The organism is Ekhidna sp. (assembly GCF_963691765.1).
GTDB lineage: Bacteria > Bacteroidota > Bacteroidia > Cytophagales > Cyclobacteriaceae > Ekhidna.
In genome coordinates this window covers 3,549,219-3,572,810 of record NZ_OY829375.1, presented here as the reverse complement: position 1 = coordinate 3,572,810, position 23,592 = coordinate 3,549,219, and the positions used below count along the sequence as shown (strand labels likewise).

24 protein-coding genes and 1 pseudogene are annotated in these 23,592 nt (G+C 37.0%); 16 read left to right on the top strand and 9 right to left on the bottom strand.

Going from position 1 to position 23,592, the window contains the following annotated elements; genetic code table 11:
* Positions 1–80 precede the first annotated feature (80 nt).
* On the top strand, positions 81–551 hold the full coding sequence (locus tag ACY650_RS16125; RefSeq protein WP_462248934.1) for a hypothetical protein: 471 nt from the start codon (positions 81–83) through the stop codon (positions 549–551).
* On the opposite strand, the gene ACY650_RS16120 is transcribed toward ACY650_RS16125, so the two are convergent.
* Positions 526–897, bottom strand: a complete 372-nt coding sequence (locus ACY650_RS16120) for a hypothetical protein (protein ID WP_462248932.1) — start codon at positions 895–897, stop codon at positions 526–528. The two genes, ACY650_RS16125 and ACY650_RS16120, sit on opposite strands and share 26 nt — an antisense overlap.
* Before the next feature lie 95 nt (positions 898–992).
* Between ACY650_RS16120 and ACY650_RS16115 the strand changes: the two genes are divergently transcribed.
* Positions 993–1,208 carry a helix-turn-helix domain-containing protein gene (locus tag ACY650_RS16115; protein WP_462248930.1) on the top strand — a complete coding sequence of 72 codons (216 nt, stop codon included), beginning with the start codon at positions 993–995 and terminating at the stop codon, positions 1,206–1,208.
* Between the two features lie 12 nt (positions 1,209–1,220).
* Here ACY650_RS16115 and ACY650_RS16110 read toward each other — a convergent pair whose 3' ends face one another.
* From ACY650_RS16110 to ACY650_RS16095, 4 genes are all read right to left on the bottom strand, one after another.
* Complete coding sequence (locus ACY650_RS16110; RefSeq protein ID WP_462248928.1) at positions 1,221–2,297, bottom strand: hypothetical protein; 1,077 nt, start codon at positions 2,295–2,297, stop codon at positions 1,221–1,223.
* A gap of 19 nt (positions 2,298–2,316) precedes the next feature.
* Positions 2,317–3,213 carry a tyrosine-type recombinase/integrase gene (locus tag ACY650_RS16105; protein ID WP_462248926.1) on the bottom strand — a complete coding sequence of 299 codons (897 nt, stop codon included), beginning with the start codon at positions 3,211–3,213 and terminating at the stop codon, positions 2,317–2,319.
* 3 nt (positions 3,214–3,216) lie between these two features.
* Positions 3,217–4,164: a tyrosine-type recombinase/integrase gene (locus tag ACY650_RS16100; RefSeq protein WP_462248924.1), complete on the bottom strand. Its 948-nt coding sequence runs from the start codon at positions 4,162–4,164 to the stop codon at positions 3,217–3,219.
* A 102-nt stretch (positions 4,165–4,266) separates the two neighbouring features.
* Complete coding sequence (locus ACY650_RS16095) at positions 4,267–5,784, bottom strand: hypothetical protein (protein ID WP_462248922.1); 1,518 nt, start codon at positions 5,782–5,784, stop codon at positions 4,267–4,269.
* Between the two features lie 135 nt (positions 5,785–5,919).
* On the opposite strand from ACY650_RS16095, the gene ACY650_RS16090 reads away from it, so the two are divergent.
* Positions 5,920–6,123 carry a helix-turn-helix transcriptional regulator gene (locus tag ACY650_RS16090; protein ID WP_462248920.1) on the top strand — a complete coding sequence of 68 codons (204 nt, stop codon included), beginning with the start codon at positions 5,920–5,922 and terminating at the stop codon, positions 6,121–6,123.
* Between the two features lie 12 nt (positions 6,124–6,135).
* Here ACY650_RS16090 and ACY650_RS16085 read toward each other — a convergent pair whose 3' ends face one another.
* The 4 genes from ACY650_RS16085 to ACY650_RS16070 form a co-directional block, all read right to left on the bottom strand.
* On the bottom strand, positions 6,136–6,864 hold the full coding sequence (locus tag ACY650_RS16085) for a hypothetical protein (RefSeq protein ID WP_462248918.1): 729 nt from the start codon (positions 6,862–6,864) through the stop codon (positions 6,136–6,138).
* On the bottom strand, positions 6,857–7,348 hold the full coding sequence (locus ACY650_RS16080; RefSeq protein WP_462248916.1) for a hypothetical protein: 492 nt from the start codon (positions 7,346–7,348) through the stop codon (positions 6,857–6,859). The genes ACY650_RS16085 and ACY650_RS16080 overlap by 8 nt, the downstream gene beginning before the upstream one ends.
* A gap of 156 nt (positions 7,349–7,504) precedes the next feature.
* Entirely contained in the window at positions 7,505–7,903 is a 399-nt protein-coding gene (locus ACY650_RS16075; RefSeq protein ID WP_462248914.1) for a hypothetical protein, read from the bottom strand.
* Positions 7,900–9,195, bottom strand: a complete 1,296-nt coding sequence (locus ACY650_RS16070; RefSeq protein WP_462248912.1) for an RHS repeat-associated core domain-containing protein — start codon at positions 9,193–9,195, stop codon at positions 7,900–7,902. Before ACY650_RS16070 ends, ACY650_RS16075 begins: the two co-directional genes overlap by 4 nt.
* 493 nt (positions 9,196–9,688) lie before the next feature.
* On the opposite strand from ACY650_RS16070, the gene ACY650_RS16065 reads away from it, so the two are divergent.
* From ACY650_RS16065 to ACY650_RS16005, 13 genes and pseudogenes are all read left to right on the top strand, one after another.
* Positions 9,689–10,036 carry a hypothetical protein gene (locus tag ACY650_RS16065; RefSeq protein WP_462248910.1) on the top strand — a complete coding sequence of 116 codons (348 nt, stop codon included), beginning with the start codon at positions 9,689–9,691 and terminating at the stop codon, positions 10,034–10,036.
* 405 nt (positions 10,037–10,441) lie between these two features.
* Positions 10,442–10,987 (top strand): hypothetical protein, encoded by a 546-nt coding sequence (locus ACY650_RS16060; RefSeq protein WP_462248908.1) that lies wholly within the window; start codon positions 10,442–10,444, stop codon positions 10,985–10,987.
* Between the two features lie 570 nt (positions 10,988–11,557).
* Positions 11,558–12,052 carry a hypothetical protein gene (locus ACY650_RS16055; RefSeq protein WP_462248906.1) on the top strand — a complete coding sequence of 165 codons (495 nt, stop codon included), beginning with the start codon at positions 11,558–11,560 and terminating at the stop codon, positions 12,050–12,052.
* 308 nt (positions 12,053–12,360) lie between these two features.
* Entirely contained in the window at positions 12,361–14,097 is a 1,737-nt protein-coding gene (locus ACY650_RS16050) for an amidohydrolase (RefSeq protein WP_462248904.1), read from the top strand.
* A 74-nt stretch (positions 14,098–14,171) separates the two neighbouring features.
* Entirely contained in the window at positions 14,172–15,272 is a 1,101-nt protein-coding gene (locus ACY650_RS16045; RefSeq protein ID WP_462248902.1) for an adenylate/guanylate cyclase domain-containing protein, read from the top strand.
* Positions 15,273–15,536: 264 nt separating this feature from the next.
* A complete protein-coding gene (locus tag ACY650_RS16040) occupies positions 15,537–16,985 on the top strand; it encodes an alpha/beta hydrolase family protein (protein ID WP_462248900.1) in 1,449 nt (482 codons plus the stop codon).
* A gap of 27 nt (positions 16,986–17,012) precedes the next feature.
* A pseudogene (locus ACY650_RS16035) lies at positions 17,013–17,507 on the top strand (alpha/beta hydrolase family protein); the annotation flags it as partial.
* Between the two features lie 154 nt (positions 17,508–17,661).
* Positions 17,662–19,182: an agmatine deiminase family protein gene (locus ACY650_RS16030; RefSeq protein ID WP_462248898.1), complete on the top strand. Its 1,521-nt coding sequence runs from the start codon at positions 17,662–17,664 to the stop codon at positions 19,180–19,182.
* A 63-nt stretch (positions 19,183–19,245) separates the two neighbouring features.
* Positions 19,246–19,866, top strand: coding sequence for a hypothetical protein (locus tag ACY650_RS16025; RefSeq protein WP_462248896.1), 621 nt, complete (start codon positions 19,246–19,248; stop codon positions 19,864–19,866).
* A gap of 125 nt (positions 19,867–19,991) precedes the next feature.
* Positions 19,992–21,227, top strand: a complete 1,236-nt coding sequence (locus ACY650_RS16020; RefSeq protein ID WP_462248894.1) for a TraB/GumN family protein — start codon at positions 19,992–19,994, stop codon at positions 21,225–21,227.
* A gap of 205 nt (positions 21,228–21,432) precedes the next feature.
* On the top strand, positions 21,433–22,152 hold the full coding sequence (locus ACY650_RS16015; protein WP_462248892.1) for a hypothetical protein: 720 nt from the start codon (positions 21,433–21,435) through the stop codon (positions 22,150–22,152).
* A gap of 24 nt (positions 22,153–22,176) precedes the next feature.
* Complete coding sequence (locus ACY650_RS16010) at positions 22,177–22,575, top strand: VOC family protein (RefSeq protein WP_462248890.1); 399 nt, start codon at positions 22,177–22,179, stop codon at positions 22,573–22,575.
* Between the two features lie 14 nt (positions 22,576–22,589).
* Positions 22,590–23,318 (top strand): hypothetical protein, encoded by a 729-nt coding sequence (locus tag ACY650_RS16005; protein WP_462248888.1) that lies wholly within the window; start codon positions 22,590–22,592, stop codon positions 23,316–23,318.
* The last annotated feature ends 274 nt before the right edge of the window (positions 23,319–23,592 follow it).

Sequence of the window (23,592 nt, the reverse complement as noted above, 5' to 3'; positions counted from 1 at the left end):
AAAAGATTGTCAATCAAATTTTGTTTAATCATGCAATAAAAAAAGTTAAACAAAAGTGCGGGCTTATCTCTTTTACTTTTATGAAATCACTTGAAAAACACATTCTTAAGTTTGGCTTGCTTACAACAGTAAGCCTCATCGTGTACTTTTTGCTGATGCGTATTTTAGGATTGGCAGAGATTACGGAGCTACGAGCACTAAATGCGCTAATCATGTTTTCGGGCATTTTTTTGACGATTAAAGGATTTAGAAACGGAAACTTTGGCTCAGGCTTTGGGTATTTGTCAGGAATTGCCGTGGGCTTCTTTACGGGAATTGTGATCGCTATAAGCTTTTCCGTGTTTGTTGGCCTTTACATAACCCTTGATCCGGTTTTTTTAGCGGCTATTGTAGCTGAAAACGCACAAAAGGAATTCCTGAATCCGATGACTGCATCTATGGTCATTTTAATAGAGGCTGTTTCTTCAGGATTTTTATTTTCTTATGCGGCAATGCAATGGTTAAAAGACGACAAAATCATATTCGTTAAACAAGATTCACAATCAATGTAGGTATCATTAAGATGAAATCTTGCATTACAAGGCAACCAATCAAGCTGATAATAACAATCAGTATTATGAAAGGAATATCTTGAAATAAATAGTTTGAAATTCGATCCATATTGGTTCCTTTGTTAATACTCTCTTTAATGTCTCTAACTAATTCTTTAGTAGCATCTTTATTGATTTCACTACTAGATAAATGACCGACTTCCTCATTCTTTCTATTTAAAACACTCAAGAAATTCTTCTTTAGTTCAATTTCAACCTTGAATCCAGTAGGCAGCTGATCCTCTAGTTTAGCCATTAGATATGAGCCAAATAAAAGATTTACTTTGTCAATTGTTGATTCTGGCATTGCTGTCATTATTCGCCATTCAGAGGCATAATAAAAAGAGCAAACCCGCACAAATAGTCCTACCTATATGAATTAATTTGATTAGACTATTGCAGATGGATTTACCTAAAACATTTGGTAAGGAAATCAAAGCATATAGACAAGCAGCCGGATTGACACAAAGTCAATTAGCTGTAAAGATTGATAGAGATACTGATTACATTTCAAAGATTGAAAGGGGCGAAAGAGTGCCATCATTAACAACGCTCTTAGAGATTTCTAATGTCCTCGGCTTCAAATTGTATGATCTTATGAAGAAGGTTGACATTTAGCATATTAGGCAACTAGTCCAAGAGATTAATTGGAACGTGAAATTCTTTAACATCAGTAAACTCGGTGAAATCCTCTGATTTCAAATCCTGCCTGTAGTTCATTATTTTGTTCCTAATTTGTCTTGCTTCAGGAGATTGAATAATTACCCTTTCTAGGTTTAGTAAATCTTCAAAAAGTTTACGATCAATAAGCTTATTAAATGATGGGAAAGAATAGCCAATGACAATTAATGTATCAGTATTAGCACATATTTCTTCTACCCTTTCAATAATCTCTTCAGTCCATTTATTATTTTCCCAAGAAAAGTGTAGACTTGAAGTATATGCTAAGGGAAGGCCACTCCCAGGAAAATCTTCAAGAGATATTTTCATTCTAGTAAGAAATCTTGAATATCTGTCAATTGTCTTTCTAATTTCATCATGTTTAACTGAATCATTAAGATTGCCACGCTGCCTTAAATTATTCTCTATATCTATAAGTTTTGATTCATCCTTGGAATAATATCCACCCGCCGATCCATTTATTTTAACCATTGAAAATCTATCAATATCAAAAGAGTCTTCAAGATTGGACTGAAGTATTTGTTCCGTTTCCTGAGGATTTTTTATGGAAAAAAAATCAGCTATCGAGTATTCGATTTGATTGTCATAATTCCAACTCAAAATATTGATGTTATTGGGAAGTCTTTCATTCGGTTCATCGTTCCAATCACCTTGAATTATATCCGCAAAAAAAAGATCATATCTTCTATCTAGACCGTTGAGTTTTTGAGTCACAGTGAAGAACTCATTTAATAAGGACTTGAGCTTCAGGTATTGTAGTATATCTCCTCTACTATATAATTTTTTAGCGAATGTATCTACAGACGCATGATTATTACAGTTATCAATTAGCCAATTAATGTCCTGTAACAAGATTGATTGGGCTTGCTTCAGTGATAGATTGACGTCAGGGGAAATCTGTTCTTCATTTGCTTCAAAATCTTTGATCTGGTGTCTGAATCCCTCCAATCCTTTTGAAAATTCTGAAACTATAGGCACTCTTTCTGCTGATGCTCCAGCACCTATTAGATATGTGAAATTGCTCATATATTAAAGTTATGAATAATCAACCTAAAGGATGAAACTGATTTACTTCCTCAATAAGCCCTTCCATATCATTAACTAAGTAAGCCTCGGTTGAGCTTACATACCTATGACCAGCTTTATACTGAACCTCTCTTAAATTGAATTGCTTCAACCAATTCACAATCACAGAAGTCCTTATTTGATGGGATGATTGTACCCTGGAGTCCTTCTTCACCAAAGCAGAAATCACCTGATTCATAATGTTATTGAAACTAGAGTTACTTCCACCCTGGCCAATGAAAAGCTTTGAGGTAGGTTGTTTGATCTGTGATTTACGCTTCATAGGAAGAGCTTCAATCTTCGGCCTTATCTCATTTATGTACTGGTAAAAATCAACCATCTGGATAGCTTCAAGAGTCATTATTCTTGACTCACTATTCTTACCTCCTATTACTTCAATTCTTCCTTGATCAAGATGAATATTTGAAAGGTCTAGCTTGCTGAGTTCAACCGTGCGAAGTGCTTGGAATAGTAGTAGTCCAGCAATCACTTTATTACGATGATCTTCAAGCCGGAGCAATGGATAGGTATTATATATCTCTAGAAGTTCTTCAGGGTCAAGAGTGTGGTATAAGGTCTTCCGTTTGATGCCCTTAATCTCAATTCTAGAAGCAGGATTAACAGTAAGTTGATCATTACGGATAAGATAATCAAAGTACAGTTTGACCGAGCTTAAATAGCTCTGAATGGTGGATTGCTTGAGTTCTCTAACTCCTAAGGAACGTACATAAGCCATCAGGTCATTATGGGCACATTCCACAGCCTCTATACCTTCTTCCTTAAGCCATTTGATAAACCTAGCCACACACTTCAAATGTGTATCAATAGATGTGCTACTGTATTCTTGACTAGCCAGGTATAATCTGAATTCATTCATGCTTCAAGAGTTGTCCAGGGTTAAGTGGGTATAAATTTGAGTGCTTTCTAAACTGCTATGACCGAGGAATCTACTGATAGACTCAAGCTTCATTCCTGCTTCAAGGAGATGAGTAGCAATGCTATGCCTCAGTACATGAAGTGTAACTTCCTTCTCTAACAAATCAAGATCACCTGTCATCACTTGAAGTTGCTTTAACCTGTGAGCTAAACTTTGTCCCTGGAGCCTTCTTGGAGTAGTGTAACTAACAAATAGAGCATCTGATCTATTACCCTTTAGTAGTTCACCTCTGTGATCATAAACATATTGAACCAGGTATTTCAAACTGGATTTACTGATAGGTACAAATCGTTCTTGATAGTTCTTGCCTTGTCTGACATGCAACATTGAGCGATCAAAATTGATGTCCCCAACATCTAAAGCAACTCCTTCACTTCTTCTTAAGCCACATCCATAGAATACAGCAAGCATAGCTCTATCTCTTGACTGGATAGCTTCTACCACAGCATCAGAAGCCCGGGCTTTCAACTCAGTTTGATAGGTAGCTTGAAACAGCATCTTGATTTCATCTTGAGTTAGGTAAGTGATCCTTGAATCTGATTCTTCAGCTCTTAGGAGGACTTGTGAAATATTCACTCTTGCAACTTTATCCAGGTACTCAATCAGCTTTCTAAGTGCCTGAATATGCTTGTTGATATGAGCACCACTCAGTCCACCACCTCTTCTATCATTCGATCGTTCTTTGAGTTTAGAGAGGTATCTCTCAAAATGTTCTGGTTTGACCAGTTCAATACTTGCCACTTCACAGGACTCCAGGTAAAAGAAAAACTCTCTGATCATATTAGGAATGCTGTAAACAGTTGAAGGAGCATAGCCAAGTATATCCAGCCACTCCCTAAAGCTCTTCTCCAGGTATCTATACTTAGGATTGTTAAGAGTTAATTTCTTCATAGTATTGGTGATTTGGAATTTAAGTGAACTACCTAGCTATTGTGTTGATAATCAAAGTATCAGCGGTTCATTTCAAAAATGAACTACCAATGAACCACCGAACTACTTCTTAGAGAGTTTAGATACCACAGAATCAATTACAGTATCTATATCAGTCTGTAGCTTCTGATATTCTTCCATACTGACAACTTCATACGCATAACCAGTAGCTTGATTTCCATTCAGTCTCTTGATGTATTGTCCTCCGAGTAGGTCAACCATATACCTCTTCTGATTACTTGGATGAACTCTTAGTACTTGTCTGGCTTCCGAGTTAGTGAAAGTACTCTTATCTTCTTTGGTAAGCCAATCCTTAAGCTTCTCCAGGTAGTTCCTGGTAGCTCCATTCAGTTCATCAGACTTACGAAGTAGCATACCCCTTAGAAGCTTGTTAGCTTCTTGTATGTCTTCCAATGTTGTTTCGATATACTCTTCACCACTTTGCTTATCCTTCTTCTTATCCCTTTGGAATTGATGATAGAAAGTAACTGCTTCAATGAAAGCCAGGTAGTGCGCATTAGTTCTCCTCGGCTTCAATACTTCCTTAGGAAGATGAAGCTTTGAGGCAAAAGGATTACGAACTGAAACAGGAGTTAAAAGTCTTTGCATGTTCTGGAATTGTTGTATGATTTCAGCCTGTTCCTTCTTATTGATTTGTCCTGCTGAATCCTTCCGTTGATAGTCCATGATCTTCTCATCTTGAGCTTCACTCTCATCTATGTAAATCAGAAAGCTTCTATTCGCATTATCCTCATAGATGCTTTCCTGAGTTGTGCAGCCTGCAATGCAGACAGGCCCTTCTACTTTGAGAGTTATGGTGCGTGTCTCTCCTTTGGTATTCTTAATCACCACGGTCTTAGAAATCCGCTTCTTTGAGCTTATCTCCCTCAGCGGATATAGGACATCTTGCGCACCATCTAAGTCTTCAATGAGTATCAACTTATTCTGAAGCTCATGTCTTCCGAAGTAGTAAAAAGCATTGCCTGACAAAGCTGTGATCTCAAGCTTATCTTCATCTGGAATCAGAGCACTCACCTTCTCTTGTAAGTGAGTCTTGCCAATGCCAGAGCTTCCTAATGAAATGATGTGAAGCGGATTCTCTCTCTTCCTTGAAGTGAAGATGATGTACATGAGAAGCCTATTAATCTCTTCTCCGATTACCCCTGCTGCTCCTATGTCTTCCATTGTGCGCTGCATAAGATTTGCAGAGGATAGATAAAGCCTTGCCTTCTTCTCTTCACCTTGGGTTAGTGTGATGCCTTCTTGCGAATCCTCTTCAAGAGCTTCTATCTGTTCAAGTCTGTATTGTTCCAAAGCATCTGTTAGTTCAGCTAGGGCTTTGGTGGTCACACTAGTTCCAATCTCCAACTTCTCAGCCACCTTCCTTATCAGCTTATCAACTTGATTGTCATTATACAGATCAAGGTTATGCCTAAGTGATAGATGTTTAACCTGAATCTTCAAGGTTACTCTCATTCTATCAAGACCTTCCAGTCTGATTCCACCTAGTATTGCGAGTTCTAAAGAATCATATTGAAATGTGAAGTGATTAGGATTGGAAACATTCAAGAACTTAGTCATTATACTATATAATCATATATATGATGTAATATTATAATTAATTGATTTAATATTCAAATATATATTATGCATATAAGATCATACACATTGCAGATTGAGTCATAATATTTAGGTTTTGGATAAATTGTGGGTGAAATGACAGACAAGAAGAAATTCAACCGCATCAAAGTAGTTCTGGCTGAGAAAGAAATGACCAACGCAGACCTTGCAAAAGCATTGAATGTTAATCAAGCCACTGTATCTCGATGGTGTACAAATGATACCCAACCAAGTATTGAAACATTGTTTGAAATCGCTAAAATACTTGAGGTCGATGCCCCTAAATTATTAAGAGATTAAGATTATAAGTAATTAGGTGAATTTTGAAAACACATTGAGCATTAAGGTTTCTATGTGCGCAGCCACCATCGATGAACCTATTTGTAATGAATTCGGGTGGCCGCATCCATTTCTTAGCTTGAGACAACCTTCTAATTCATTTTTCACATTCTTTCCAATAACAGAAATAGCGACTAATACTTGAAGAAAATCATATTCTTTCATACGACTCAAGTCATCTTTATTCTTGGCCATTTTCCATTTCAAATCTCGCTTCGCAGCCTCTCCATTGAAATCATCGAGTTTATTTGAGATTATATGATCTTGAAGTAACGAAATTGCACCCACCCAAGAGAGTACTACGGCAGGTCGGTAAAGTTCTAACTCATAGCACTTTATTGATTGATCAAGAAAATGTCTTGTATCAGAATCGACAATATCAGTCAAATGAGTTCTGAGGCTTGAAGCTATCCTAGCCTTAGGAGATTCCACGTTAAGACCTGATAGCTCACTAACTCTTTCTTTACCTTTTCGAGTTAGCTCCCAGCCGCTGGGCGTTTCAATCACGAATCCCTTGAGTTTCTTTAGGTATGCTGAAACATTTCTAAGTACCGAATCATTGAGACCTGAATCAGCGGCTACATTTTTAATCTCAGATGTAAGTCTTGGATTACTATCATGAGTTAATATTACTAACAGTCTATCACCATGTGATAGCTGTTCTTCATGAACAATTTCCTTTATGCTTTCAAGGCTAAGCAAGACTAGATTTTAATTGCTTTAGTTTAGTAGCACTTAGTGCATAAACGTCCTTTGATTTTTCCAAAAGTGATCCGTCTTTGACAAGATTATTAAGGTAGGTTGTTAGGTTTGAACCATAGCTATTTTTGTAGTAAGCTGAAGCAGTTTTGATACTATCAGAAATCTCCTTTCTGGTGAACCTATCTTTACTCTGAACAAAGGTGAGCTGTGCTGCTGCAGCAATAATGAGCTCAGGTCCTGAATTGGAAGAAAGTTTGGCGGCCAACGAGCCAGTGGTTTCCTCTAACAAAGTATCAGTTTCCACTAACTGAGGGTTAGCAATTGAATTACTATTGGGTAATTCCATCTTGCTACCAGCTTCCTTATAAAGGTCTGAAACAGCTTTTAAAATTTCTGGTAGTTCTTCTTTTAAGAATGATTCAGAACCTTCATATTCAACTTCAATTGGTCCCATTTTAATTTTAATCTTACTAGAATTTGTCATAACGGCATAATTATGTATGCGAAATTTATCTATTTAAAATTTAAAATGGAATAGAAGATGGCTTGAATGTAGCAGTTGACGTAGTGTAAAGTCTTTAACACAAAAAACCCACCAACGATGAAGAAGGTGGGTTTGGGGATTGATTAATACAATTTATTACGTTTTGGATAGTTCAACTATCATCTCGGAAAGTAAGTCCAAATCTCTAATTGCCTTCTTCATAGTTGATTGATAATTATCTCCCAATTCAGCAATCAATTTTTCATCACTTCCACTATTTAGCTTTCTCCTTATTGTATAAAATTCAAGAGGCTCAATGACATAGTTTTTTGACTTGAACCTATACATTACCCATGACAGGCTTCCTAGTTCAAACTGGTTGATCATATTAATCAATCTAAGGTAGATTGGATCATCAACATCCATGTCTTTGAACCTAAAAGCAAAATAAATCGGTCTAGCATACATATCATTGGGAATGAATGCATCAAGCTGTGGGGAGGAAATTTCACCAACTTTTGATAACGCTTCTCTTAATATTCTTGAACTACTCATTGATCAGGAATGACATCATTGACATTAACCCCATTTCCATTCGACTTATTAATTTGCTTCATATAGTCATCATATAAAACAGGGTCGGCACTATATCTTGGATCATAAACATAACCATCTTTTACAAAAACTTGATGATAATCAAATGTTTCTTCGACTCCATTCTGAAGTACTTTAACTCCTCCCTCTCCAGTCAACTCAAGAACATTACCTCCATTTGTCTGAGTAAAGATATCTTCAGCAATCTCAGAACAATCGCAACCTGTCCATACCTCATCAATATTGTCATAGTTTTTCATGGCACCAGCTGCTGCATCATCTATCTTAGTTGTACCTGATTTAAATATTGATTTCAATAATCCTGGAGCATGTTTAGCCAATTTCGGAAGGTTTTTCAATGCGGCAATTCCAGTAGCAGCTTCACCTATTTCTACCCCTAGATGCCCAGCTCTATCATGGTCTGAAAATGCGTTAGGATGATTTATATCATTTCTTCCAATTCCAATCGTCATTTGTTTCCTTAATGGCGAATTACTTGGTTGCGGTTTTACTGATAGAATGGCTTGGTGATCTTTGCCTACTGACCTTGCGGCTACAGCATCAGAAGATATTGGACCAACTACAATCTTGCCATCTTTTACATCAGCTTTTTCCAATCCCTCAAGTTCAACATGTCCCGTTACATTGTTCTCCGAGAAGGCATATGGACTATTGTAGACATAGTCTTCAGCAATTGGATCTACATTGAAGAACCTTCCTATTGTAGGATCATGATTCCTCCATTTGAATTTTACCCAACCTGTAGCATCATCTGTCTCCTGATTCTGAAACGTATTCATAAGTACCCTTGTACTCGCCACCCTCGTTCGTTCATTAAACGTCAGACCAAACGGATAATAGTCCGTTTTCTTAATCGCACGGGTACCCAAAATCTGGAAGGTGAAGTCATCAAAGAAAATGTCCTTGTCGCTCTCATTCACCACATAGGCATACAAATAGCCGTCTTCATACACTTCATCTGTAAGCACTAGCTGCTTCCAATTGTTGCCCACATCTACCCCATTCTCGTATGGAATGTAGTTGTCAGCTACTACGTTAAACTGCTCATCAAATAAGATGTATTGCAGATAGGCTTTCGGCTGGTTCGAGCTGGTGGCTACACCCGCCAAAATATTCGCTATGTCCTGCCCTACGGCATTGCTCAGTGCGCTTCCTTCCACATTTACCACCGCATCGTTGGCACTTTGCTCCAGCAAGTCTCCCAATGCTATCGAATAAAAAAACTCGGGCAAAAAAAATAGCCACCCCTTTCGGAATCGCTATCTTTGTTTTTATGCTTATATACGTGCAAAATGCACTACGTTTTATTAAACGCTTAAGCAAAGTTAAGGGTTTCGACCTGAAACTAAAACTTAAGTTTAGGTTTAGAACCTAAGTAGTGCATCCCCTGATCTTTGGTCAGGGGCCGTATATAGCATTATTAAACTATCGTTTTTTCAAAAGGGAGTAATGGCCTTCGGTAAATGTGCAGCCCCCTAACCCCCACAGGGGGAACCATCGGTGTCCGCAGCGTCGTGGCGCATGTGCGGACTTACTATCAATCAATTAAGCTACTAAGATCCCATTTCCAAATCACACGTTCAGGATAGTAAAATAATCTCCAACCAAGCCACAAGGACTAGGGTAGTATTTTTTTCTCCAACCTGACTTAGTGATTCCATGAAACCGTCTCCGACTATGGTACTGTGCAGCATAATTAATTTTTTAACTTTAATATTTACAATTATGAAAAATTCGACCGCTTCAGTTCTCCTTAAAAGATTCTCTCAAAACTTAAAGTCAAACAACTGCTCTATCTATGGTTTCAACCTCAGAAATCCTCTTGTAAAGGGCATGAAACCAACAAAACAAACATCATGGAATTACGATGTATATAAAATTAATATTACTAGTGACGAAAAAATTGTCCAATTACTTGGTACAACACCAAAACTAACATGGGCTAAAGCGGACCCAATATCAATTACCGACAATGTAGATTTCAATTCCAAAGGAGTAATCGAATTACTAAACAAACTTCCAGAAGACTTAAAAGAATACCTTAGAGAAGTATTCAAAAAAGAAGAGGGTTGATAACCCTTTTTTGATTGATCCTTAAACCGAGGTTTATAGGATCGTTTATTAGAATTACATAAAAGAAGCTGGAGATCAGAAAGGGAGATCCTGCAATTTGCATGAGCAGGCGATCTCCACGGGGTCAGTAGGTTGTAAAATATTCCTTAATTGTCTTTTGCTCCAGATTTCTTCTTTTCCATTACGCCAAAGGCGAAATTGATTTCTTTGGTTACAGCTGATGAATCTTGCACCCTTGTAATGAAAATGAGCTGTTGTATATTGAAGACGTAGAATATACCCTTCTTGACTAACAAGGTAATTCTTAAAACCCTTAATTTGCCATTTGAATGTCATATTCCAATCAAAAATAGCTTTTTGCACGGGTTTATGGCGTTTACACAAATGTTAGGTGTAATTACTTCCATGAGCATAAGAACCCAAGTAAAAAAACTTTTAGGTGATGGACTAACCAAGGACGAGGTATTCAACGAACTCATCGGTCAAATTGATGAAGAAAAATTAAGAAAAACTCTAGCTACTCTGCCAACTCGAGAACAACGAAAAAGTAACAGAATTTTGCATGGATCACTAGTTTTCTTACTTTCTCTGAACATCTTATTCAATTTAGTAGAGCAACTGGGTAACAACTTCACAACACTCTATGATTTATTAGTCAATTTATTCATCCTGATAGCAGTAATTCAATATAGAAATTGGGTTTTTCTCGGAGGAGCAATCTGGTTCTTATCCATGTTTGGATTAACTTCTTATCAGATAAACGACGTGCTAAATGGTGGCTTAACTCAACTAGAACTAATTGCCTTCTTGACTCTAGGAATAACGATATTGCTAATAATTATCCTTATGCTAACTATTAAATCCCGTGTATTCCCATATACAACTTTCTTTCTATTTAAGCGCAATGAATTTCAGAAGGTGATCTATCAAAAAACACCTAACAGACGCTGATCGGGCATATGTCAGCGTGCTTTTTGGCTGGTTTCGGTGCAACTCGACCATGATATCTGCCGCTGAGAAACGGCAGTGCTTTCTACTTACTTCAGCACTCAGGAGCTTTAGATTTTCGGAACGCAGTGTCATTTGGAACCGTTGTGAGCTTCGGCAGATTTCACTACTTTAGTGCTATTCACTAGCTGTGGACATACGCCCGATAGCTGGACGTTACAGAACATTATCACTTTTTAAGTTGGAACGCCTAACTAATTGCCTAAATTCTCTATCAAGAACAGAATCCTCCTTTGCAGTTAATAATTACGTAACAAATTCGCATATATGAATTCCTTCATTAACCACTTACTCGAACTTAAAAAGTCCAACATATATGGTAGAATGCTATTCGTATGCTTGCTATTAAACATAGTGGTAATACTTTCCTCAGAATCTAGATTCCTATTCGATGACCCCTTACTGGGCCCAAAAATTGGAGGCTTCATTACCTCCATTTTTCATTTAATCGTTTTTTTGTATTACATTCTCTTAGTACGCCTTCTAGGGTATTCTAGATTGTATGTAAATTCCATGTTAATTTTCTTTGTCGTTGGCGTATTTATCATTCTATATATCAGCAATCCATTTTTGGATACAATAACAGATGACAATAAGCCTTTGGTTTATGGATTATCGCATGCTAGTACCATTCTACTGAATACATTCGTCGCTTCAATAATATTAAAAGATATTTTCAGATCGGACGAGACACATTCAGATCATATATGGGGAGCCATAGTAGTATATGTTCTTTTGATTACGGTGTTTGCTGACATCTATGAGATCATCTCATTGTATACTCCTGATTTTCTTGGAGGATCCTATGAAATGGGTTGGCCCAACTATACACAGATCATCATGTTTAGTATCAATGCTGCATCAGGTATGGATTCACTTTTTCCAAATGCTCGCCCATTACTTTTGAAATTTGCCAACCTTCAGAATATCATTTCTAACCTCTACCTGATAGTTATACTGGGCAGATTGCTTTCGCATCCACTCAAATTATCCTCCGACTCAGATTAATCACTTCTTTGAACCTCTGATCAAATGACTGAAATTTTGAGAAAAATGAACAAACGGTACTGTAACAGTTGCTAAAGTTGCATATGCCAATGTGCTTCTAGCCAACTTCTGTACAATTCAACCGCCAATCTGCGCTTTCTGCAAGCGACTGTTTCTTTTTGTGAGCTTTGTGGTTCTGGACTTTTACTTTCTGAACACAGCGACTTTCAAGGACGGTTGTGAGTGTGGCGCAGATCAGCTAGTTTAGTACTATTAGCAAAGTGTGGGCATACGCACTTTAGCTGGACGTTAGCAACAACTTATAGATTATGAAAACAAGTATTATTGATTCAATTACATTTCTAGTATCCATACTTATTGTCTCTGGTTGCTCTAAAGTCAAAACTTCAGAATTAACCGATACACAGCTCATTTATTATGGAGGAGATATTATTACCATGCAAGGGGCTGAGCCGAACTATGTTGAAGCGATAGTTACAGATGAAGATTCTATTGTATTCGCAGGGGATCTTATCGAAACCAAAGAGTTATTCCCTTCAGCTAAAAAAGTCAATCTTAATGGTAAAACTTTGTTGCCTGGTTTCATAGATGCACATGCACATTTCGCTGGATTTCCGAGTCAAGCCATAGGCGCACAAATCCTCCCACCACCAGACGCGGGTGCAGACAATATAGATTCCTTAATAGAAATCTTGAAGGCTTGGTCTACACCTGAAAATATTGAACTCACTGGCTGGATTTTCGGAATGGGATTTGACGACTCTGTTTTGGAAGAAAAAAGATTCCCTACTAAAGAGGACTTGGATAAAGTATCAGAAAAACATCCGGTAATGATTATACATATATCGGGTCACTTTTGTGTTGTTAATAGCAGAGGCTTAGAGCTCTTAGAAATCAATTCGGAAACTCCCAACCCTGAAGGTGGCGTTATAAGAAGAATTCCAGGAACGAATGAACCGAATGGTGTTTTAGAAGAATTGGCTGCTATACCTTTCATGCCAATGGTTTTAGCTCCAAAAAATGAAAGGGCGGTTAAAGCATTTCTGGAATCAGGGCAAGAAATGGCATTATCATATGGCTATACTACAGCCCAAGAAGGAAGAGCAATGCCTAATTCTCATCTATTTCTAGAACATGCGGCAACAACTGGTTTCTTAAAATTGGATGTGGTAAGCTATATTGATTACTCTGTTTCAGATTCATTATTAAATACTGAATGGTATAGTTCGGCTTATCAAAACCATTACAGAATTGGAGGAATGAAACTCACATTGGACGGGTCACCACAGGGTAGAACAGCATGGAGGACACAACCCTATCTTCTACCTCCAGAAGGCACTGATGAAGGGTATTTAGGTTATCCAGCTATACCATCTGATAAGGATGTTGAACTCATATATGAAATGGCTTTTAAAAATAATTGGCCAATACATACTCATGCTAATGGAGATGCCGCAATGGATCAAATGATTAGAGCTCTAAAAAAGGTAACTAATAAATATGGAAATGAAGGCAGAAGAGATGTTCTCATTCACGGTCAATACGTACGTGAAGATCAGCTTGATGAATTTAAGAATCTGAACATTATCGCTTCTCTTTTTCCCTTGCACACTTTTTATTGGGGCGATTGGCACAAGGAATTAATCGGGGACAGCTTGGGGAATAAAATCAGTCCTACAAGGACCGCCTTAAATAAAGGCTTAAGAATCACTATTCATACAGACGCTCCAGTGGCCTTGCCCAATTTGATGCGAGTAATATGGACTGCAACAAACCGTGTTTCGAGATCAGGAGAAATTATCGGTGTTAGTGAAAGATTAACTCCTTATGAAGCTTTAAAATGCATTACTGAATGGTCGGCATATCAACATTTCGAAGAAGATTTAAAAGGTACGCTTGAAGTAGGAAAATTGGCTGATTTAGTCATTCTCGATGCAAATCCCCTAAAGGTAGAACTTGATGAAATAAAGGGAATAACTGTTCTAGAAACTATAAAGGAAGGTAGAACAGTATACAAAAGAGAAACTGTTGCTAACACAAAATAAACGGCATTAAAAAGACCGTTTATTAAAACCGTTGTAAGTAATGTGAATTAATTTACAGGTATTTAAAATCATCCATGAGTATATTCGCAAGTATAAGACAAAAACTTTCTCATTACAGCATTAAAGGAAAAATAATAACCATTTTATGGATAACCTTAATCTGGACTTTAATACGATTATTTAGATTTTTTGAAACCTATGCCAGCAATACGGATTCTATAGAATTTAATGAAGAGTTAGCATCGAGTATTCTTATTACTTTTGTTGCAGGTTTAATTATTGGAGCCAGTATAGTATTTCTATGGGAACGTTGGCTAAGAAGAATGGCTTACTTCAAAGCCATGTTTTTCATTATGCTGTTTTACTCCTTGATGTTTTCTATTTTATTCAGTTTAGAACAAGTAATGATTAAGCTGAGTAACACAAATCAAACCATGGATGTAGAGGTCCTTGCGCTTAAATTTAAAGAAGGATTTAATCTGGTTTTTTTGACGAACTATATCTATTGGCTTGTTATTACTTTTATGACCATTTTATTTTTATTTATCAGAGATAAGTTTGGCCCTATTACCTTCGTCAATTTTCTAAAAGGAAGATACCTAAGACCAAAACGCGAAGAGCGCATCTTTATGTTTATGGATTTAAAATCGTCCACTGCAATCGCTGAACGGCTTGGAGAGGAACGTTATTTCAATTTCTTAAATGACACCTTTAGTATAGCGACTCCAGGAATATTAGTTACTCAGGGAGAAATTTATCAATACGTTGGTGATGAAATTGTGATTACTTGGTTGACACAGAACGGTGTTAATAAAGCACATTGTATTCGTTGTTTTTATAAAATGACAGCGCTGCTAAAAGATAAATCTAATTATTTCGATGAAAAATATAACGTACAACCTCAGTTTAAAGCTGGCTTGCATTTTGGTCATGTTATTACTGGTGAAATGGGAATTGTAAAAAGAGAAATTGTGTATTCTGGAGATGTTTTAAATACGGCTTCTAGGATACAATCACTTTGTAACGAAATGAACACTGATTTATTAATATCTAATAATTTAATGAAACAAATTGATCAAAAATTTCTAGATACAGAATTTAAGTCTGTTGGTAATATTACTCTCAAAGGGAAACAACAAAAAATAGAGATAGTAACCCCGTTAAATAATGATTAAGTATAGACTATAATTTGATCCATTCATCCATATTTATAATTTAATAATAAACGATGTCAAATGTTCTTAATTTATCTTGGATTATTTGGTTTTTCTTTTAACTGGAAAAGACTACTTACAACAATGTATAACAGCAATTACTGCCGATTCGAATGCGCCCAAATGTACTCTATAATTGCCAAGGTCAGTGCTTAACCAAGTAATCGTAATTTTATCCGTAACTGACGGTTATACGAGACCGTTGTGAAACATTAAGAACCAACCATGAAAAAAGTATTTAAGATTATTAAACGAGTAGGCCTCATCGTTCTAAGTCTAGTTTTGATACTACTTGTTTATTTATGGATAACCGGATTTCCTAAACCTTTTTCAATGACCACTGAAAATGTACCACGCTTACCATTTTCATATTTAAATCAAATTAAAAATTCATCCAATGATTTAAGTAAATACATAAGACCCATTGGTTGGTCAAAAGAAGAAGAACCCGGAATATATGTTCGATTTGCAAGCGGTACTGGTTTAGCAATAGGATTACTAGATGGTTCTAAAAGTGAACCCAAAATAGTAGAGGGTTGGCCTTCAAATGTTCGACCAATGTTTCATCCAGATAAAAGATTTTTTCTTTATATAAAGGATAATTCTGGAGGTAATGAAAAATATCAAATTTATCGTTTTGATATGGATACCAAAGAAAATACTATGCTTACCAATGGTAAAGACAGTCATTTAAGTCCACGATTTATTCCAAATTCCGATAAAATACTATACAGAAAAACATCAGATGGAGAAACGAATGCCGATCTCTACATTATGGATTTAAGTGACCCAAAAAGTGAACGCCTCATCTATAAAAATGAAAATACCTATTCCACTGAGGGAAGTATTTACATTGATGATTTTTCCCCAGACGGTAGTAAAGTAGCACTTAGACTAGGTTATTATACCACCATTCCTGCAATATTAGAAATCGAAACAGATGAATTGACAATTCTAGAAGATGAATTCAATCTTGAAACGACCAACACATATCACGAATGGAGTGAAGATGGTGAAAAACTCTACTATGCCTCATCTAAAGATGCGGATTTTAGTAAAGTTCGGGTACGCAACTTAATTTCTGGAACGGATAGCCTGCTCATCAAAGATATCAATTGGGACATGAGCAATGTTTCTGAATCTCCTGATGGCAAATGGCTAGTTTTTAATGTCAACCAAGATGGGATTGCGAAACTTAAACTGCATAATATTGAAACAGGTAAGACCAAAGAAATAGAAAACCTTCCAAAAGGAAGTATTCCATATAGCTTCTTCAATCCCAATGCCAATGCAACGCTTGCTTTCCATTTAAACTATTTAAGTGGTGAAACCGATGTTTTCAGCTATGACCTAGAGACTGAAGAGCTCAATCAATGGACTAATAATAAGGAAGCAGTTCAATATGTTGACCCAGAAGTCATTAGATATCCTACTTTTGATACGGATACTCTAACTGGAAAGCAGAGAGAAATATCAGCGGTTTATTATAAACCCAATAATAAATTTGAAAAACCTTTTCCCGTAATCATAGAACTTCATGGGGGGCCGAACATGCAAATAAGGACTCAGTTCGACCCATTGATTCAACCAAATCTTAACAGAGGAATTGCAACCATAGCTCCTAATTTCAGGGGGTCAAGGGGATATGGATACACCTTTATGAATCTGGATTAAGGAAAAGGTCGTGACGGGGCCGTAAAGGATGTAGGGGCATTATTGGATTGGATTGAGAACCAACCTGATCTAGATGCCAGCAGAGTAATTGTAAGTGGTGGTTCGTATGGTGGATATTTATCCCTTGCTTGCGCTGCCGAATATTCAAATCGTCTTTTAGGCGCAATAGATTATTTTGGGATGTCTGATCTAGTGTTGATGTTAGAAGGAGATAAAAATACAGATAGAACGGAAGAATATGGAGATGTAAATGATCCTGAAATGCGGGAATATCTGGCGTCCATTTCACCAATCAATAATGTTGATAAGATTAACATTCCCATTTTTATTTTTCAAGGCGTAAAAGATGCAAGAGTATTGCCAGACCAATCCAGAAAATTGGTGGAAGTATTAAAAAATAAGAATAAGGAATATTGGTATTTAGAGGCTAGTGACGAAGGTCATGGTCCGAGCAACCCTTGGAATATCGTTTACATCAAAACCGCCGAATTTACCTTTGTTGATGAGCTTTTTTTTGAATAGAATAAAAGTTTCACAACAATGGCTATAAGTAATTGCTTGTTCTCGCCTACTTCTGATAATCAGCAAGGATTTTCAGTTTGGTGTTTGCTTGCAAACTTAAGTGCTAACCCAAGCAACTACTATAGCCGAAACCGTTATCAAACATAAGACCAAAATGAGACTATTTCCTTTTCTAATACTAATTATATTGTTGATTTCCTGTAAGCAGGAACATGATGTCAAATCGGTCGAACAATCAGATTTCTATAACCCGATCTCCAATCGAGTAGCAGCCGAATGGGAACCTGCTAAAGGGGTGATGTTTGCCTGTCCTCCTATTATTCCTAAGGAGCTTATAATCGAACTTGCAAAGGACAATCATATATATCCCATTGTGAACGGAGAAGAAGAAAAGGCTGAAGCAAAAAGATGGTTCAAAAAATGGAATATTGACTCAACTCGGGTAACCTTCGTAGATCTCAAAATAGATTATGACATTCACTATGTACGTGACTGGGGGCCTGCAGCTGTATTCTTAAAAAATGGAGAACTCAATCTTGCAGATGTAGATTTCATCAACTCCGACCCTTTTTCGGATAGAGCGTGCAATGATTCGCTTGAACTACATAAGTCAGAAACGACTGGACTAGAATTACATAGTGAGACTGCAGATGCATCCATCATCTCTTTGGGAGAACAGCTGGGAATGGAAGTTTTACGGGTTCCTTTCACTAGTACAGGTGGCAATGTACTAACTGATGGAATTGGCAGTGCCTTTTCCACATGCATACTCCTTACCGAGAATAGATACAATGGTGTTTCTGACGATCAATTCTATTCTTTAAATGATTCTCTCTTAGGTTACAAAAACTATCATGTGATATCCAATTTTGAAGAATATGGAATACAACACATAGATTGTTTCTTGAAGGTAATAGACGAGCAAACCCTACTTGTAGCGCAGCCTCCAGAAGACCATGAGCTCTTTGAAATCTATGAGGAAATTGTAACCAATGAGTTATCGACTTTAAAAAATCCTTATGGTCGTCCATATTCAATTGTAAGGATCAAACTAGGTAGAATCATAGAGGACTATCTGACCGCATATACGAACGCTCTTATTTTGAATCAATATGTGTACGTTCCGCTGTATGATGTGAATTCGGACTCCTTAGCAATTGAAACCTGGAAATCAATAATGCCCGGATATACAGTAAAGGGCATTCGATTTCCGATCAATGAACAGCCCTATATAGCAAAAAGCCTTCTCGAATCGTATATAGAAGATGGAGTGAACAGTGGTTGGGCGCCCGATGACGCTTTGCATTGTCGAACTAGAGCTGTTTGGGCAGAAGACGCAGTATTTATTTCAGTAAACCAAATAGTTGCAGAACACACTAATTCACATGAAGCCACAGTATACGCATCTGTTAAGGACTATAGTGGTCAAGGACTAGAGGATGAAGGAGTTAAAACCTATTGGCGAATCAAAGGAGATGATTCATGGAACGTAGTGAAGATGATCAATTACAAGAATGCTAGCTATTGGTATGCTACAATACCAGTACAAAATAACAACTCTATCATAGAGTATTATGTGGAAGCTGCTTCAGAGTCAGGGAACATCAACACTCGACCAATGACCGCCCCCAAAGGTTATTTTGAGTTTAAATACGTTACACAACAAAACCTATAAGCAATAGCACCCTTCGGTACGCTACTGCTTATAGCCAAGTGTTATTTCCCATAATCACAACGAATGCGACTGTTAACTACAACAATTCTCTCATTTATTCTAACTGGCTCGAACTATTTTCAATTTGAACAGCCCATGAAATCTGATATCAAGGGAATAGAAAAGGAGTTTAGATCTAAACCATTCAAACTCAAATCAAAGATCTTTCTCGCTGATGACTTCTTTCCTAACGCTGGAATTTTTGATATCGACCAACCATTGGTGTTTCTACGTACAGATGATGAATTCCATGTTCAACCAGAGGTGAAGTATTACTTTACTCCTGATGATACGGTAAGGCTGATAACCCATTCTTGGGATACGAAGGGAGTATCTAAGAACATCAACTACAACCAAGATTTTTCCAAATCCAAGAAACAAGACATTGAACAGTGGAACTCTAAATTCGACCAAATCAAGAGCGAGATAACTTCTGAACTGGGAGAACCAACTGATGGAACTGGTGAACTTGAAACCAAATCCAAGAGTGGATATGGCAACTGGAAAGAGAGAAACGCTAAATGGAGTGCTCACGGATGCACAACCGAACTACAAATGATCTGGACTGAACAAGATATGAACCTTGCTGAAGGTGTTAGACTTGTCCCTACATTCAGAATTCGCACCAAAACATACTGGAATTAAAGAAAATAAGCCTAAGTGTAACTTGCCCGCTTCACTCTTCAATCATAGACAGTTTTTAGGTTAATTCTGAAAAGCAACCAATCCGGTTCAGATTGCATCTGAATTTAACAAACAGTTGAAATCATATGAACCTAACCTGCCCTAACAAAACTATCACCTGTCTCCTATTGGCTTTAATCTTTAGCCAGAGTAAGACGCTAGCTCAAGGTATTACAACCATTGATGAGATTGCTAGCAAACACATGTATCCCTTTTACCAAAACAATGAATCTTTCGAAGGAAATGGTTGGGATAAGATCAAGACATATGCTGGAGAGCATAAATATTTCCTCATTGGGGAAGACCATGGACTTGCTGAAATAGCACTTTTTACTAAGGCATTAATTCAACATACAGATTATGATCTATTCGTTACAGAAATAGACAGCATCTCTGCCACTATTTCGAAACAAATTGGATCTCTGACTGATGATCAAATCGTTTCTTTTCACACCAACAACCCATCTGCTCTTTCCTTCTACAGTGCAAAGGAAGAATTCGAACTTATGAAAGAGCTGAGTAAATCAAATGCAGATATATGGGGGTTAGATCAAGTGTCTCTATTCTCCACAGGAAATGTATTTAGAAGGCTCAATGAAATATGTAACTCGGAAGAAGCCAAGGAATTGACAGCCAAACTTGCTAAGCTATCCGATCAACTTTTTATTGAAGCGACTCGAACAGCAAATTATGATACTCTCTTTATCTATTCATCGAAACAGGAAGTATTTGATGAACTAAGAGAAACATTGCAAAGGGAAAATATAGGAGCCAAAAGTCTACTCAACGATCTTGAAGAGAGTTGGAAAATCTATAATGGATTAGCAGGAGCCAATTATAATACACGAATTAGAGCAATGAAATCCAAACTTCTGAATTATTACATGGATCGCTCTTCAAAAGGTATGAAGTATGAGAAAGTACTTTACAAATTTGGCGCCTACCATGTAGGAAAGTCCGAAAGCATTTTCGGATTACATGATGTTGGAAATTTCGCATCTAATATTGCTGAGGCTGAAGGTGCATCTTCCTATCACCTAATGGTTGTCGGGAAAAGAGGTGAAATGAATTCTTTTCTTTTAGCAAAAGGAATGGAATCAGCAACTTTTGATATCAGTGATAAGAATTCTCCTCTACGTGGACTATTGCCTTTAGCCAATTTGATTGATGAAAAAGAATGGGCTTTTTTCGATCTCAAACCATTGAGAATATCTCTGAGAAAAGGAGAGTTAATTATTGATAACGCTTTTTTAAAGAACACTATTAACGGGTATGATGGAATTGTCATTATCCCCGAGACATCTGCATCTACATCGTATTAGTAGCTGTTAACATAACTATCATTATAAACCTAGCCAGTCGCACATACTGAGCTATTTGCAAAGGCTTGGATAATGAGATACATTTAGAAATACAAACAGTCAGCTTACGAATCCTAACCAGACGTTAATGCTCATTCAGACACTCGTTTTCATCAAAACAACGGCATCATAGGATTGAAAAAATTAGAATCTGATCAATATGAATATGAAAAGTAAATCAGTCGGCAGGTGGATTGGAGAAGCAATACTAGTCTTCGGATCGGTCGTTGGTGCGTTTTACTTTGAAGATGTCCGTGAGGATCTGAGAGAAAAAGAACAATATGTTAACCTGCTAATTAATCTACGTAATGATATTCACGATGATGTCTATAAATTTCGTGCTTCGGCAGACACGGCACTGGGATTGAATTGCTCGCTATGTGATGATACTACTGAATTAGGTCAGATAAGTCGATTCTTACGGTACGAAACTGGAAATAAGGATTCCATTAATTTTTTGATCATGTCGCACAGTGCCAAAGTGTTTGTAAAATGGCGTTTCCCCAGTCCCTACATCGATGAAATTATCAAGCATTCAGATCTCATTGAAGAAGATTCTTTGCGTTCATCCATTTCGCTATACAATGAAATATATCTATCCGAACACCTGAGCTATGCAACACTCAATGAACAAAATCAAAAAAATGCTGATCTCTTACAATCAACGGTTGATTATACCAATCCGGCAGATATCAACAAATTAGTAGACATTATGATCTTGAGGAATAGGCTGCTTTCCAGTTACTTGTTAGTGCAAGAAGCCATGCAATTTGATCTCATCAATGCTTCAGAGCTGAGTTCCATAGTAAGAATAATGGATTCCAAATTAGCTGATCATAAAGTTGATACTTCGAAGCTGGAAAAAAGATGGTTAGTTAAAAACTAAGACGAGCTATTACAGTCACTAAACATGCATAAAAACAATGGAGCTTTTCGATTCACATACTTTACAGACAAGTATGATGATACATGTGATTTCTATGGAAAGAAACTTGAATTCAATCTGGAGCATTCTTGGGACAGAAATGAGCATGATAAAGGCGCACTTTTCAAAGTTGGTGCAGGATTAATTGAAGTACTACTAAAGCCAAATGACGAGGAAAACAGAAATGCAGGACTTGATTATCGAATTCCGCAAGGAGCATTTATGTGCATACAAGTCGAGAATATTGATCAGCTATTTAATAAGTATAAAGCAATGAGAATTCCATTCAAACAAGAAATTGTGGACCAAGCTTGGGGGCACAGGAGTTTTTCTATTTTAGAGCCAAATGGCTTGGTGTTATTTTTCTTTCAGGAACAGTTTTAAAACTTATTTTAAGCATGACGGAGATCCTTAAATACCTTACTCCTGCCGAAGTACTTTTAATCATCAACCCAACACAACCAAACTTGGGTGAACTCCTACGTGTAACAATTTTAGACTTAGCAAACAGAGGTATTATCCAAATTTCCGAACAGGGAATATCTCAACACAATCATAAAGAGCAACTTCTTGAACATGAACAACTTCTGTTTGACCAATTATCAGATGAAACTCATTTAGAAAAACTCTCTCAACGACTTAAAAAATCCCTTAAATCAGGTGAGAATTTTATAATAAAGTACGTTTATACTAATAGAATATCTAACTACTTCGAGTCGACATTTCTGCAAAAAATCATTGGGACAAAAAAACTGAATGAGGAGGGAATTTCCTTGCAACAAGACTTACTTGAACTCATTGACAGTACACTGACTGAACTTAGGAAAAGAAGCCAAAGAGATGAAATAAAAATCAAGGAAAAGATGAAGATTCTGGATAGGAATAAAATCATCCTTGACAACATCCAATCTGTTGATAGGATCTTCCCTAAAAAGGAAAGACGGAGTTTCTATGAAAGTTATTATTTCCTTAATTCCGTAGGTATGAATATCGAATTGAGTAAACAGTTTGACTTCATTGAACAATTTGAACTAGGTGATTCTGATAGTCTCTTTTCAACATCAACTGAAACGGTATTTGAAGCAGCTGCTGGATTTGATACAGGTGGGGACGGTGGGTCTGAATAAAGACAGTCACTAAAGTTATGCGCGTGCGAGCTAGACATACCACACACCTCCCCTTATCTCGCTTTGCTTCGATTTTGCTAGCTTTATTCTAAACTAGATGTGCTACGCCTAGTCATGTAGACGATGCGGGAAGGAAACTAGGAATGAAAGCCATGATGGGACTCGCTCTAGATTACCTAAAGAATAATTGAGTTGTGGTATCAAAATAAACAACATGTTCTATCCCCCAATATGAAACTCATACAAAATTTACTATTTATAGTCGCTGCCCTTA

Excerpts from the sequence above, each read along its gene's own strand:
- ACY650_RS16125 (WP_462248934.1), top strand. The coding sequence starts at position 81 with ATGAAATCACTTGAAAAACACATTCTTAAGTTTGGCTTGCTTACAACA.
- ACY650_RS16120 (WP_462248932.1), bottom strand. The coding sequence starts at position 897 with ATGCCAGAATCAACAATTGACAAAGTAAATCTTTTATTTGGCTCATAT.
- ACY650_RS16115 (WP_462248930.1), top strand. The coding sequence starts at position 993 with ATGGATTTACCTAAAACATTTGGTAAGGAAATCAAAGCATATAGACAA.
- ACY650_RS16110 (WP_462248928.1), bottom strand. The coding sequence starts at position 2,297 with ATGAGCAATTTCACATATCTAATAGGTGCTGGAGCATCAGCAGAAAGA.
- ACY650_RS16105 (WP_462248926.1), bottom strand. The coding sequence starts at position 3,213 with ATGAATGAATTCAGATTATACCTGGCTAGTCAAGAATACAGTAGCACA.
- ACY650_RS16100 (WP_462248924.1), bottom strand. The coding sequence starts at position 4,164 with ATGAAGAAATTAACTCTTAACAATCCTAAGTATAGATACCTGGAGAAG.
- ACY650_RS16095 (WP_462248922.1), bottom strand. The coding sequence starts at position 5,784 with ATGACTAAGTTCTTGAATGTTTCCAATCCTAATCACTTCACATTTCAA.
- ACY650_RS16090 (WP_462248920.1), top strand. The coding sequence starts at position 5,920 with ATGACAGACAAGAAGAAATTCAACCGCATCAAAGTAGTTCTGGCTGAG.
- ACY650_RS16080 (WP_462248916.1), bottom strand. The coding sequence starts at position 7,348 with ATGACAAATTCTAGTAAGATTAAAATTAAAATGGGACCAATTGAAGTT.
- ACY650_RS16075 (WP_462248914.1), bottom strand. The coding sequence starts at position 7,903 with ATGAGTAGTTCAAGAATATTAAGAGAAGCGTTATCAAAAGTTGGTGAA.
- ACY650_RS16065 (WP_462248910.1), top strand. The coding sequence starts at position 9,689 with ATGAAAAATTCGACCGCTTCAGTTCTCCTTAAAAGATTCTCTCAAAAC.
- ACY650_RS16060 (WP_462248908.1), top strand. The coding sequence starts at position 10,442 with ATGAGCATAAGAACCCAAGTAAAAAAACTTTTAGGTGATGGACTAACC.
- ACY650_RS16055 (WP_462248906.1), top strand. The coding sequence starts at position 11,558 with ATGTTAATTTTCTTTGTCGTTGGCGTATTTATCATTCTATATATCAGC.
- ACY650_RS16050 (WP_462248904.1), top strand. The coding sequence starts at position 12,361 with ATGAAAACAAGTATTATTGATTCAATTACATTTCTAGTATCCATACTT.
- ACY650_RS16045 (WP_462248902.1), top strand. The coding sequence starts at position 14,172 with ATGAGTATATTCGCAAGTATAAGACAAAAACTTTCTCATTACAGCATT.
- ACY650_RS16040 (WP_462248900.1), top strand. The coding sequence starts at position 15,537 with ATGAAAAAAGTATTTAAGATTATTAAACGAGTAGGCCTCATCGTTCTA.
- ACY650_RS16030 (WP_462248898.1), top strand. The coding sequence starts at position 17,662 with ATGAGACTATTTCCTTTTCTAATACTAATTATATTGTTGATTTCCTGT.
- ACY650_RS16025 (WP_462248896.1), top strand. The coding sequence starts at position 19,246 with ATGCGACTGTTAACTACAACAATTCTCTCATTTATTCTAACTGGCTCG.
- ACY650_RS16020 (WP_462248894.1), top strand. The coding sequence starts at position 19,992 with ATGAACCTAACCTGCCCTAACAAAACTATCACCTGTCTCCTATTGGCT.
- ACY650_RS16015 (WP_462248892.1), top strand. The coding sequence starts at position 21,433 with ATGAAAAGTAAATCAGTCGGCAGGTGGATTGGAGAAGCAATACTAGTC.
- ACY650_RS16010 (WP_462248890.1), top strand. The coding sequence starts at position 22,177 with ATGCATAAAAACAATGGAGCTTTTCGATTCACATACTTTACAGACAAG.
- ACY650_RS16005 (WP_462248888.1), top strand. The coding sequence starts at position 22,590 with ATGACGGAGATCCTTAAATACCTTACTCCTGCCGAAGTACTTTTAATC.